Here is a 12,431-nt window from a genome sequence, read left to right as displayed (position 1 = left end):
AAAAGAAAATGGCAGGGCTAGACGATGATTATCGCTCAACCCTGTTAGAATCTGGGATTAAAATGCGCTAGCCGTGGATACTATGTAGGCATCCTTTAAATATATTCTACCCAACGTATTCCCTTACTAATAACTAGCCGGGAGCATATCTCGCAGCTCTAATAACTCATTAGGAGAATACATACACTCATGCATTAAATTAAACTCAAATGCATTTACATCAAACTCTTTAGATTCAGCATCTAAGATATAAAAGTCAACACCAAAGCACTTACTTTCTAGACCATTGATTTCCAAAACCTTTATCGTGAATAAAGCATCTCCTTCTTTACCATTTTCATTTTCGTCAGCAAATGTGCCGTAAAGCACCCGTTCAACTTTTTCCTCTGTATCAGATTGAATTGAGATAAGTTTTGCGTTGGTTAGTTTTACTCTAGGTCTCATGCTTGAACTCCTTTCATATCTTCTACAGAAAAAGGACGAAAAAAACTTAGATATTTAACCCCATCAACTTTAAGCAAATTGTTGTCAGCATCAAAATGTGACAGAACACTAGATTGATACAACGAAATGTATTTTTCATAATCGATTGTGTTAAAAAAGTTGGTATCAACGCGCCTCGCATAAAAAACAAGATCTTGCTGTTCGATACGAACAATGAACTTCTGATCGCCATCTAGATTTTTGACTCGTAGACATAAATCAGGTTTGTGCCAATCAGATACAAAGGAAGGAATCAATGGGAAGCCATATACCAAATAGCGCATACCTTCGATTTTGAAGGTTGTTGGATTGAACTGAGCCTTATTTACTTTGCCGCTACTGAATAATTCAAGTGTCAACACCAGCCAGTGCACATGCTTAGAAAATGTATTTCCTTCAGAAATACAGCCTTCAAACTCACCATTATGGTTTACATGATTGATGTACATGTATTTTCTAATGTCATCCAAGGAAAGCTTTTCAAACGGAAACTTGCAAGCGATTAGCCTGAAATAACAACCATGAACTTTTAAATCTGCATATTGAACTATCAACGGATCATCAAAGGCATCAAAGTATGGTCGCCACTCTAAGCGGAAGTCTGCACCTGTATTTACAATAAACTTGGCATTTTCAGGCAACCCTAAAACTTGGTATATCACTGAAACTAACTCTAATGTTTCGATATCTACCAGCATCAGGCTTTCAATACGGTTTGCCATTGACTCAATTTCTTTATGAAGCGATTCAATAATTTCTTGATCATCGTATTCGTTGATCATTAAATATTTCAGGGAATCGTGCTTTAGAATTGAGTCCAGCTTTTTCTTTTCAAATACTTCAGAGAGATATTTATGGGTATCAGAAAAATGAGGGCAGTTATAAACACCTCTAGCCCACAGGCCTTGGGCGTAAAGATCAGGAAACTCTAATAACTCAGCAAACTCTTTTGCTTGTTTATTGAGCTTATTCTTTAATTGATAAAGTGAGATCACTTAGTTCTCCAAACAACTTTCCAATAAACAATGGCCTACCAACACATTGCTTTATTTATTGTTCAAATAACCAAATTTTTACGGATGCTCCGCTTCACTGTTCACGTTTTTCAAGGCGAAAAACATGTGTAGGCGTAGGCTGTCCGCACAACCTTTCACTCATAATATCGCTAAATTTTTAAATGGCAACTTACGGATTTGTACAAAATCAGTCAGAAATTTTGGCTTTGAACTCATCAAAGCTAAGTCCGAAAAGGGATATGACTAATTCTTCATTTATATTGGAACCGGGAAATTTTTTTTCAAAATTTCCAATGATGCTATCTAGGTGGCTAGCTAATATTTTTACTAAAAATATTTCCGAGTTTGGTGAGAGTGCAGACAGTGCTATCAATGGGTTGTCAAAGGATTCAGCTTTTATTTTTACTAGTAAATCGCTGTAACTGTTACAGTCATACAGACAAATAGCGATCCCTTCTTGGGCGTGCCCAAGTGGAAGTAATAATTTCTTAGATAATCGTTTTGCTTGACGCTTTACGTTGCTTATAAGCGCCTCTGATTCAAAAGACATACGCACACCAAAACATAACAACTAAGGTCCACAGCACCTAAGTCATTACATCTTCAATGTATGATTAATCTTTTAAACCCAGAGTAAATCCATTTCGTCCGCATGTGTGGAAACTGGCTTCTCTGAAAAGCCACCTATATTGTTACAGTTATATGTGTAAAAGTGAATTAGTGCTAAAGGGTCTTAGAAACGAAAACTTAGTAATTCGTTGGGTTTGAGTTTCTTAACTCTCTTAATTCAGTTAAGAAACTCTAAAAGTATACTGTTACCAAAAAAATAGAAAAACAAAACGGTATACTTGATTTTCCATAAAGTACATGCTATATATAGATTATAGGAAAGTATCCTATCTAACTTTTCATATTAAGAATAAAGTCAGTACGAATAGCACCTTTTACTTTTTGCCTTTCATATTCAACTAAATCTAACTTTTCATCATCATCTATCGTTTCCTCATGGTGAGGTAAAAAGCGAGCAAATACTTTTTCAGCGCCTTCAAAACATAAAAATAAACCACCCATCATTAAAAGTGGCGTAATTAGCCAAGGCAACCACACACTAATTAATAACGCAGCCGGGACTAATATCGCTTTATTTAAAAACGACCCTTTTGCCACCGCCCAAACTACCGGCAGCTCTCTATCGGCAGTGACCCCTGTAACTTGCTGCGCATTGAGCGCCAAGTCATCTCCTAGTACTCCTGCCGTTTTTTTAGTCGCAACTTTACTCATGGTCGCAATATCATCAAGTAAGGTCGTTATATCATCAAGTAATGTTAAGAGGTTAGTGCCAGCCATGATATTCCCTAGCTAAAAATAAGAGCTTAAACATAACGTAAAGCCTTATTTTCACCAACGGTTAATTTAGCTTTGCTAAGCTCTTAATTAACCAAGCGACTAAATAAGTAAAACACAACCTAATGAAACACTACGCCACTACTATTGCTTTAATAGCGCTGGTTGCATGCAATGAGCAACCCATTACAACTAACTACATGTGCGATAACACCGCTGCACAGCTAGATATTATTAGCAACAAACAGGCGACGCTCCGCTTTAATAAGCATGATTATTTATTAACTCATGAGGTGAGTGCTTCTGGTAGCAAATATATTAATACCAAGGTACTGTTTTGGAGTAAGGGCGAGCAAGCTATGCTAATAATTGACGGTAAAAAATATCAATGCATAAGCAATTAACCATTAACTAACAACATATTAAAAAACTTGCTACACTAACAAAAGTCTTAATATTGTTGATAAAGTTATGCATTCTATCGCTATAAAACATAAAATAATTTTAGCCTTTTCAGCTATTGGCCTGTTAATGCTTACCAGCTGCATATTTTTTTACTGGTCACTCCATCAAATCAGTACCACTAATTCGCGCATAGAAACGTTAGCGGTTCCGGTACAGCAAGCGAGTAAAGACCTGCGTTTATCGCTACTTTCAATTACTAAATTTAACGCCATTGCTTACAGCCAAACTAAACTTGATTTACTGCTGCAAAATAAAAAGCAAGCACACGCAGAGCAAACACAGTTTTTTAATAAATTAGAGACGCTAAAAGCGCAAGTTGCCAAGCAACAAAGTATGCAAACATTACTTGTTACTATTCATAATGACTTCACTAAACTAAATACAATAAGCAACGACATGCTTGCAGCAAAAGAGCAACGCTTTAAGGCGCAAAGTACCGCCGCAGCACTGACAGTTACCTTTAATGAACAGCTTCGCGATCTGAGTAACCAATTACTTGATATAGAGCTTATAAACGTAGCAGGCAACCAGCAATCGCTTTTAAATGCAGTCTTTGGCACAGCGACTCGAATTGATGATTTATTATTTACTCTAAACAATAATGTCAAAGGCATCGGGCAAGTAACCACCTCTGAAGATATCAATGCCCACCAACAGGACACTTCTTTTTTACTCGATAATATTCAATCTAATCTTAGTTATTTAGAGCAACAAGCCTCTCCTATTGCAAATAAGCTCAACGCCAATGAGTTAATAGCGGCGTTTAACGATTTAAGCAGCCTATTAAATAATCCTGATGGGCTGTATGCATTGCAGAACACTGTACTCAATAGCAAAGACAAGGTTGATCAGCGGTTTGAAAGTTTTCAACATGCTTTTATCATTATAGAAAATCAGCTAATTGAGCTTAATAAACTTGCAGACACGCGCTTTAACTCCCTGCAAGAGAGCGCTAAGTCAGCAATCAATACCGGCTCTAGCTTAGTTATTATTATTGCTTTTGTTTTAATTGTTTTGCTGGTTATTATTTCAGTGTTTACTACTAACGCCATGCTAAAACCACTTAAAAAGGTGAATAAAGAACTCGCACGCATAGCCTCAGGTGACTTTTCACGGCGTAGTAATCCTCTAAGTAAAGACGAATTTGGTACCCTACTGCATAATACCAATAAGCTTTGTGATGATTTAACTCACCTAATAAAAGGGATCAGTAACGACGCCTACGAACTCGATAATTCAGCCATTCAAACCAGTGAAAAAGGGCAACAAATGACCATCGTTGCTAAGCAACAGCTGGAACGCAGCGCACAAGCAACCTCATTAGCGCAACGTATGCTACAAAGCTCACAAGCCGTTTACGAACAAGCGCAGAGTACCTCAAATGAAATAACGAATGCCTCGCAGTTTGCAAATGATGTCAATGACATTGCAAACAACAATAGCCAAAGTATTGAATCTCTTTTAAGCCGCTTAGATAAAGCCGTCAGCAGCACCGAAGAGCTTGCACAATACACCAAACTGATTGGCGCTATTGTTGATACGATTAGCAGTATTGCAGAGCAAACCAATTTGCTAGCGCTTAATGCGGCCATTGAAGCAGCAAGAGCCGGTGAACATGGTCGAGGATTTGCCGTAGTGGCTGATGAAGTGCGTTCGCTTGCAGCACGAACACAAAGCTCCACTAGCGAAATAACCACCATGATCAACACACTACAACAACATACTCAGTCTACCCAAGCTGAAATAAATGATGGTCAACAACAAGCCAAACATTGTGTTGAAAACAGTACTGAACTAAATGCAGCCGTTGAGCGTATCAAAAGCACGTTAGTATCGGTCAATGCAATGAGCAAAGACATTGCCCATGCATCGCATGAACAACTTGCAAACAGCACTGATATCCAACAAATAATGGCTAAGGTAACCGATCATGCCACCTTAAATGCCGACAATGCGACGACCCTAGCAAGCGAAAGTGAAGATGTTAATCAACTTGCACACTCTTTAAAAGGTGCGGTAGAGCGCTTTAAGTTTTAAGTGCAAGTAATGACTTGGCTTGCATGAACTGGGTATAATACTTTTAACTTTTTGCTAAGTAACGGCCTACAATGAAATACAAAGATCTACGCGATTTTATCGATTTACTTGAAAAACGAGGCGAATTAAAACGCATCAGCCAAGAAATCGACCCGTATCTTGAGATGACCGAAATTGCCGATCGCACACTGCGTGCTAAAGGCCCCGCTTTATTATTTGAAAACCCGAAAGGGTATGACATGCCTGTTCTAGCTAACTTATTTGGTACACCTAAGCGTGTAGCAATGGGTATGGGCCAAGAAGATGTCAGTGAATTACGAGAAGTTGGTAAGTTATTGGCATTTTTAAAAGAGCCAGAGCCACCGAAAGGCATTAAAGAAGCCCTTGGACAAATTCCGGTATTTAAGCAAGTCCTTAATATGCCAGCCAAAGAAGTAAAAAAAGCGCCCTGCCAACAAGTTATTTTACAAGGTGACGATGTTGATTTAACCAAGCTTCCTATTCAGCATTGCTGGCCTGGTGATGCTGCGCCTTTAATTACCTGGGGTTTAACCGTTACCAAAGGGCCTTATAAAAAGCGTCAAAATTTAGGGATTTACCGCCAGCAGTTACTTGGCAAAAATAAAATTATTATGCGTTGGTTATCTCATCGTGGTGGCGCGCTTGATTTTCAAGAGTGGTGCAAAGAACACCCTGGTGAGCCGTATCCGGTATCAGTGGCATTAGGGGCTGATCCTGCCACAATTTTAGGGGCGGTTACTCCGGTACCCGATACATTAAGCGAATATGCTTTTGCCGGTTTATTGCGTGGCAGTAAAACGGAAGTGGTTAAGTCTATTTCGAATGATTTACAAGTACCGGCCAGCGCAGAAATCGTGCTTGAAGGGCATATTATGCCAGGTGAAATGGCACCTGAAGGCCCTTATGGCGACCATACGGGTTACTATAATGAAGTCGATGACTTTCCCGTTATGACAGTCACTCATATTACTCATCGTAAAGACCCTATTTATCACAGTACCTTTACGGGTCGTCCGCCTGATGAGCCAGCTATTTTAGGGGTGGCTTTAAACGAAGTATTTGTGCCAATTTTACAAAAACAGTTTCCAGAAATCGTTGATTTTTATTTACCACCAGAAGGCTGCTCGTACCGTATGGCCGTGGTTACGATGAAAAAACAATACCCCGGGCACGCCAAGCGCGTAATGATGGGGGTTTGGTCATTCCTACGACAGTTTATGTACACTAAATTTGTTATTGTCTGCGATGATGACATTAACGCCCGAGATTGGAACGATGTAATATGGGCTATTACTACCCGTATGGATCCTGCACGCGACACCACGTTAATTGAAAACACGCCAATAGACTATTTAGACTTTGCATCGCCTGTCTCTGGCCTTGGTTCAAAAATGGGCATGGATGCAACCAACAAATGGCCTGGCGAAACAACCCGTGAGTGGGGCGAACCTATTGTTATGGATCAAGCCACTAAAGATCGCGTTGATGAACTTTGGGATAGCCTAGGTATTCTTTAACGACTTTGGTCTAGGCTATAAACTCACCCTGCGGATATGCTACTATTGCTCAAATAAAGTGCGTATCCGCTAATTTAAGGTAAAACATGCAAACATTACACGCTGACGTTGTTTCTATCAGTCCACTAACAGAATTTGTTCATAAAGTTATTTTAAAGCCGCAGCAACCCGTCACATTTGAAGCTGGCCAATATTTACAATTGGTTTTAGGTGAAAAAGATAAACGTGCGTTTTCAATTGCAAGCCGTCCTTCACAAACGGATGCTTTAGAATTACATATTGGTGCTTCAGTTGCTGACTCATATGCTATGCAATCGCTAGAGCACCTTCGTAGTGCCCACAATAATAATCAAACCGTGACTATTGAAGCGGGCTTAGGTGTTTCTCAACTACGTTTGCAGTGCGAGCGCCCTATTATTTTACTTGCTGGCGGCACAGGCTTCTCTTATGCAAAATCAATGGCCGATCACCTTGCTGAAATAAATTGTCAGCGCCCAGTGCTATTTTATTGGGGTGTTAAAGAAGAGTCTGCGCTGTATGCACACAGCGAAATGAAAGCTTGGGCAGATAGTCATAAGCACTTCGAATTTATTCCTGTGGTAGAAAATCCTACTGACAGCTGGACTGGCCATACTGGTTATGTGCATAAAGCGGTAATGAACGATATCATCTCGCTTGAACCTTATGATATTTACATGGCAGGTCGTTTTGACATGATAGGCATAGTGCGCGATGACTTTATTAGCCACGGTGCCATTCGCGAAAACATGTACGCGGATGCATTTGCTTTTATCAAATAAACGCTAGGGTCTGTTTACCTTTCAAGGTTAAATTTGCAGCAGTCTGTTTGGTATTTAGGCAAGGCAGAGCCTATGTAGTGTGGTTATTCCCCATAAATAGGCGATAACGCAGCATCAATACCAAACAGGCGCCGCCCGAAGGGTTCTGCCTAGGGGCGATTTACTCTTTGTTGCTCGGCTTTTACTTAGCCCACTAGGTTACAAACCTCACGCCGCGATTAAACCGCCTCTAGTTTGAACAAATTTTAATCCGCAAAGGTAAACAGACCCTAATATTTTTAAGGCACCTTAGGGTGCCTTAATTGTTTTTATTGCCCGCCATTACCGCTGCGATGATTGTTATTACCTATTAAACTCATCAACATAAACAATTTCCTAAAATCCAATCTATAAACCATACTTTGTATAGAACATTCAGCGGGAGAAACCTAAATGCTAAATACAAAAGTAAAAGATTTTATGCAACACAAGTTGCCTCATATCACCCCTAATACAGAAATGACGGCCGCCATTGCAGAACTACAAAAATTTAAATTGCTTGGTGCCCCAGTATTTGACGATAACAAGTTGCTAGTAGGTTTTATCTCTGAGCAGGAGCTACTTAAACCCCTAATGCAAAGCAGTTATTTTTGTGACGGTATGGTAAAAGTATCGCAGTTGATGCAAACAGAAGTTGTAACGGTCAGCGGTGATACCAATATCATGGAATTAGCAGAACAAATGCAACCCGGTAAGCCAAAGAATTACCCTGTGGTTGATGGTGACGTTGTAATTGGCATGATCAGCCGTGCCGATATTTTAAAAGCACTTTATGATAATTACGTTAGCTGTCAAACCCACATATAAACAAAAATGCCACTGTAAACAGTGGCATTTTTTAATAGTACAGGTGATTAACGCTGTGCGACTTTGGTTTTGAGTGCCTGTTTATCTGCATCACTTAAATACGCAATTTCAAGTGCATTGGCTTGCGCTTTTTCCATATCAGCTTGCGATAAACCAGCTTGTGGCGCTGCCACTGCGTACTCGTACTCAATTTCAATCCCTTCAACAGCCGGATCATCGGTATTAATGCTGGCCAAAATGCCATGATCTAAAAACTGTTTAAGCGGATGCTTCGTTAAGTCATTCACTGTGCTGGTTTGAATATTGCTGGTTAAGCACGATTCAATACCAATACGGTTATCACGTAAATAATCCATTAGCGTTGAGTCTTCAATCGCTTTAACGCCATGCCCTATTCTTCTTGCGCCAAGCTCGTTTAATGCTTGCCAAATACTGGCAGCACCCAATGCTTCGCCAGCATGCACGGTAACCGCTAAATATGCATCGCGTACTTGTTTAAAGTGATCAACAAACAGCTCGCCAGGGTAACCAATTTCGTCACCGGCTAAATCAACCGCGACCAAATCATTTTTAAAAGCAAGTAAAGCATCCAGCTCGTGTTGACAGGTTTTAACACCGTAAGTACGAGATAAAATACCAATTAAGTTTGCTTTAATATCAGCATCTTTTGTTGCACTTTTAATACCATCGACCACGGCTTCAACAACGCCCTGAGGATGTAAACCTTGGCTTTGTGCCATGTAGTAAGGGCTAAAACGTAGCTCTACGTAATCAAGGCCTTGCGCTTGTGCATCTTCAATGTTTTCTATTGCAATTCGTCTACAGGCATCGTAATTACCCAGTACCGTGACCCCCCAATCAAGCTTTTGTAAAAAAGCCATTAGGTTTGGCTCAGGATCAATAACTTGAACATGAGGAATAAGTGCCTCAACATTATCTGCTGGTAAAGCTATATTAAACTGACGACCAAGTTCTAGTATGGTTTGCGCGCGTACATTCCCATCTAAGTGACGGTGAATATCTAGCAAAGGTATTTTTCTATTAATCATAGTAGCTACTCGGTTGAGTTAAAATTGCGCGAATGATACGCAGGTACAGTAATATTTCAAGTGTAGAATATTTAAAATGGCGCTTGGAGGTCTTATGTCTGCCTTTTGTACAAAAATACGTGTTACTTATCTAAGCGAGATAAATAATACCAAAGCGTTTTAAATAGCTCATCAGCTTCAATAGGCTTGGTCATGTAGCTATCCATTCCAGAGGCAATCGCTTTTTGAGCGTCTTGTTCGTGAGCGTTGGCGGATAAACCAATAATAGGTAAATCAAAAAAACCTAACTCATTACGAATCACTTTTGTTGCTTGTAAACCATCCATATTAGGCATTTGAATATCCATTAATACTAGGTCGTAGTTTTTTTCGCTAAGCATCGTAATCGCTTCTAAGCCATCATTTGCGATATCAGCAATACCGTGTTTAGTTTCTAAAATAGCACTTACAACATGTTGGTTTAATGGGTTGTCTTCCACTATAAGTAATTGATATTTTTCTAAAGAAATATTACTCACATCAATTTTTGATAAAGCATCAGCACTGTATTTGGCTTTTGGCAGCGATGAATGAACTGGTAAGCTAAAAGTAAACGTAGATCCATGCCCCTCACTGCTTTTTAAATCAATAGCCCCTCCCATCAATTCGACCAATTTTTTACAAATACTCAAACCTAAACCAGTACCACCGTACTGACGTGACGTTGAGCTATCTGCTTGAGAAAAGGGTTTAAAAAGCTGTTTTTGAGCTGCAGAGCTAATGCCAATCCCGGTATCGTTAACACTAAAATATGTCATTTTTGATGATTGCCAAATCTTTAACGTAATACAGCCCTTTGCGGTAAATTTTACTGCATTATTTAATAAATTAAGCAGAATTTGCTTTAAACGAATAGGATCGGTATTGAGAATTAAATGCGCATCGCTGTCATACTCTAATTTTAAAGAAAGCGATTTACTCTCCACCTCAAATTGCATTAAACCGACGATGTCCTCAGCTAATTGCTTGAGGTTCACAGGCTCTTGCATTAACTCAAGTTTACCGGCTTCCATTTTAGAAAAGTCGAGTACATCGTTTAACACTCTTAATAATACACTTAGAGCACCATCAGCTTGCTCTATATAGCCTTTTGCTTGCTGCCAATCCTGTTGTTGTAGCGCTAGATAGTGCATACCCTTTATGCCATTTATTGGCGTGCGTATTTCATGACTCATGTTGGCTAAAAACTGACTTTTTATAGCACTGGCTTCATCGGCCTTTTGTTTTTCTTGGCGTAGCGTGAGTGTTTGCTTTGCCACTTGTTCGCGAATCCGAATATTGGTAGCCGTCACAGAGATCAAAAATATAATTAACAACCACACAAATAACATACCCACTATTTGCGCTAGCCAGTATATGAACCACGATGATTTTAAAACGGGTTGATGCAGCTCAACGCGCCACATTCGCTGACCAATTAACAACTGATATTTTTTTAGTAACACCATAGAATGATGCTCTGCAATATAAAGTGGCTGCTGTTTTTCAGCATTATTAATATCAAAAAAACTAATCGCAATACGCTCATTAGAGTCAAACGACAGCGACTTAGAAAGTTTAGCTAAGCTAACCACGGCAACAACAAATCCTTTAAAATCGCCTTCTGTTACCACATTTCCAAAAACGGGATACATAAAGAGTACACTTAATTCATCGTTATTAGGTATCAGTGCTGTCGGTTCACTGATCACCAATTCATTAAGTACTTTAGATTTAGTGAGTGCTGTACGCACTTGCTCGTTTGAACCTAAATCAAACCCAACAATATCTTTCATACCCCTAAGTGGATTTATATATTTTACAGGGTAATAGAGCTCTCGATAGGGGGCTTTTTGCCATTGCCCATTCGCTGATTTTTGTTTGATAAACGGGTTTTCGCTATCAACTTGCTCAATCCATGATTGATACTCGGCACGAGAATCATCAGTAATCGCAGGAACCCATTTAAAAGCAAGTATTTCTTCACTGTAGCTTAATTGTTTAGCTGTAAACTGCGTAAACTCACTAAAACTAACGTCTTCACTATTTGCTAAAAAACCACTTAATAAAGATAGATGCGCAATGATCTCATCTAACTTTTGATTTATAGCGCTTTGAGTCGCAAGCACTTTCGTTTCTTGCTTTTGAGTGTCTTTTTGTTTTTTTACACTCGCTGCACCATAAAAACTAATACTAATAATCGCATAAATAAGTAATGCAGGAACAATAACTTGTAGCCGATGGCGCATCTCAGAATAGTGAAATACAGCTAATAGTAATGGGGTAAAAATTAATACGCCAATGCTGTCACCTATCCACCAAGTAATAAAATTATCCAGCGCATTCGCAGCAGGGATGATCTGGTTAAATACTAATAAACTCGTGCCAGCAATAGCGCCTATAACACAGCAGACAGGACCTGCAATTACTAAGCTTTGAATACTTAATTTTAACGATGAAAGGTCTAAAGGGGCTTTTATTACTTTTGTAATTATTTGCGCGCCAAGCCATGCTTGCAAAAAAGCAGCGAAGCTGAGGCCCACTGCATGTAACAAAATTTGCCAGTTTAAAATATCTGTAACATGGTCTAGATGAATTAAATTAATCAGTAAAGAACCAGCAATAATGCCTAAGTAAGCGCGATGGCGCCATAATAAAAAACTGGCTAGTGCAATGCCTGCAGGTGGCCAAGAAGCCACGGCATAGCCGTCTACTGCGAGTAATAAATTACTAAGATAACCAGTAAAAAAATAAGCGCATGCAAGACTAAAAGAGAGTGTAAACACATTTTTCATAGCCTTCGCTCCTGCGCTTTTAATTATTGATTTATAAAAT

The 12,431-nt window shown here is 39.3% G+C and carries 10 protein-coding genes and 1 pseudogene; 5 read left to right on the top strand and 6 right to left on the bottom strand.

The window, feature by feature from the left end; genetic code table 11:
- Positions 1–126: 126 nt before the first annotated feature.
- The 4 genes and pseudogenes from AAEY57_RS05430 to AAEY57_RS05415 form a co-directional block, all read right to left on the bottom strand.
- Positions 127–444 (bottom strand): hypothetical protein, encoded by a 318-nt coding sequence (locus AAEY57_RS05430; RefSeq protein ID WP_008109627.1) that lies wholly within the window; start codon positions 442–444, stop codon positions 127–129.
- Positions 441–1,478 (bottom strand): hypothetical protein, encoded by a 1,038-nt coding sequence (locus AAEY57_RS05425; RefSeq protein ID WP_013465892.1) that lies wholly within the window; start codon positions 1,476–1,478, stop codon positions 441–443. Before AAEY57_RS05425 ends, AAEY57_RS05430 begins: the two co-directional genes overlap by 4 nt.
- Before the next feature lie 208 nt (positions 1,479–1,686).
- Positions 1,687–2,049: a hypothetical protein gene (locus tag AAEY57_RS05420; RefSeq protein ID WP_193522127.1), complete on the bottom strand. Its 363-nt coding sequence runs from the start codon at positions 2,047–2,049 to the stop codon at positions 1,687–1,689.
- Positions 2,050–2,411: 362 nt separating this feature from the next.
- Positions 2,412–2,846 (bottom strand): annotated as a pseudogene (locus AAEY57_RS05415) (DUF808 family protein); the annotation flags it as partial.
- A 122-nt stretch (positions 2,847–2,968) separates the two neighbouring features.
- Here AAEY57_RS05415 and AAEY57_RS05410 point away from each other — a divergent pair.
- The 5 genes from AAEY57_RS05410 to AAEY57_RS05390 all read left to right on the top strand — a co-directional run bounded on the left by AAEY57_RS05410 (position 2,969) and on the right by AAEY57_RS05390 (position 8,529).
- Positions 2,969–3,247: an MliC family protein gene (locus tag AAEY57_RS05410; RefSeq protein WP_058153982.1), complete on the top strand. Its 279-nt coding sequence runs from the start codon at positions 2,969–2,971 to the stop codon at positions 3,245–3,247.
- A 67-nt stretch (positions 3,248–3,314) separates the two neighbouring features.
- Positions 3,315–5,345 (top strand): methyl-accepting chemotaxis protein, encoded by a 2,031-nt coding sequence (locus tag AAEY57_RS05405; protein ID WP_350606795.1) that lies wholly within the window; start codon positions 3,315–3,317, stop codon positions 5,343–5,345.
- Positions 5,346–5,416: 71 nt separating this feature from the next.
- On the top strand, positions 5,417–6,883 hold the full coding sequence (gene ubiD, locus AAEY57_RS05400) for a 4-hydroxy-3-polyprenylbenzoate decarboxylase (protein WP_013463739.1): 1,467 nt from the start codon (positions 5,417–5,419) through the stop codon (positions 6,881–6,883).
- Positions 6,884–6,969: 86 nt separating this feature from the next.
- A complete protein-coding gene (gene fre / locus AAEY57_RS05395) occupies positions 6,970–7,683 on the top strand; it encodes an NAD(P)H-flavin reductase (RefSeq protein WP_024601989.1) in 714 nt (237 codons plus the stop codon).
- Between the two features lie 432 nt (positions 7,684–8,115).
- Complete coding sequence (locus AAEY57_RS05390; protein WP_350606791.1) at positions 8,116–8,529, top strand: CBS domain-containing protein; 414 nt, start codon at positions 8,116–8,118, stop codon at positions 8,527–8,529.
- Between the two features lie 47 nt (positions 8,530–8,576).
- On the opposite strand, the gene add is transcribed toward AAEY57_RS05390, so the two are convergent.
- Complete coding sequence (gene add / locus AAEY57_RS05385) at positions 8,577–9,578, bottom strand: adenosine deaminase (RefSeq protein WP_350606789.1); 1,002 nt, start codon at positions 9,576–9,578, stop codon at positions 8,577–8,579.
- Between the two features lie 122 nt (positions 9,579–9,700).
- The gene (locus AAEY57_RS05380) at positions 9,701–12,391 is read right to left on the bottom strand and encodes an ATP-binding protein (RefSeq protein ID WP_350606787.1); all 2,691 of its coding nucleotides are present in this window, start codon (positions 12,389–12,391) and stop codon (positions 9,701–9,703) included.
- Between the last annotated feature and the right edge of the window lie 40 nt (positions 12,392–12,431).

The organism is Pseudoalteromonas sp. MER144-MNA-CIBAN-0113 (assembly GCF_040308965.1).
GTDB classification, from domain to species: Bacteria; Pseudomonadota; Gammaproteobacteria; order Enterobacterales; family Alteromonadaceae; genus Pseudoalteromonas; species Pseudoalteromonas tetraodonis.
Note: the sequence above shows the minus strand (reverse complement) of the source record. Positions and strands in the feature narration are given on the sequence as shown.

Excerpts from the sequence above, each read along its gene's own strand:
- ubiD (WP_013463739.1), top strand. The coding sequence starts at position 5,417 with ATGAAATACAAAGATCTACGCGATTTTATCGATTTACTTGAAAAACGA.
- AAEY57_RS05430 (WP_008109627.1), bottom strand. The coding sequence starts at position 444 with ATGAGACCTAGAGTAAAACTAACCAACGCAAAACTTATCTCAATTCAA.
- add (WP_350606789.1), bottom strand. The coding sequence starts at position 9,578 with ATGATTAATAGAAAAATACCTTTGCTAGATATTCACCGTCACTTAGAT.
- AAEY57_RS05380 (WP_350606787.1), bottom strand. The coding sequence starts at position 12,391 with ATGAAAAATGTGTTTACACTCTCTTTTAGTCTTGCATGCGCTTATTTT.
- AAEY57_RS05410 (WP_058153982.1), top strand. The coding sequence starts at position 2,969 with ATGAAACACTACGCCACTACTATTGCTTTAATAGCGCTGGTTGCATGC.
- AAEY57_RS05390 (WP_350606791.1), top strand. The coding sequence starts at position 8,116 with ATGCTAAATACAAAAGTAAAAGATTTTATGCAACACAAGTTGCCTCAT.
- AAEY57_RS05405 (WP_350606795.1), top strand. The coding sequence starts at position 3,315 with ATGCATTCTATCGCTATAAAACATAAAATAATTTTAGCCTTTTCAGCT.
- fre (WP_024601989.1), top strand. The coding sequence starts at position 6,970 with ATGCAAACATTACACGCTGACGTTGTTTCTATCAGTCCACTAACAGAA.
- AAEY57_RS05420 (WP_193522127.1), bottom strand. The coding sequence starts at position 2,049 with ATGTCTTTTGAATCAGAGGCGCTTATAAGCAACGTAAAGCGTCAAGCA.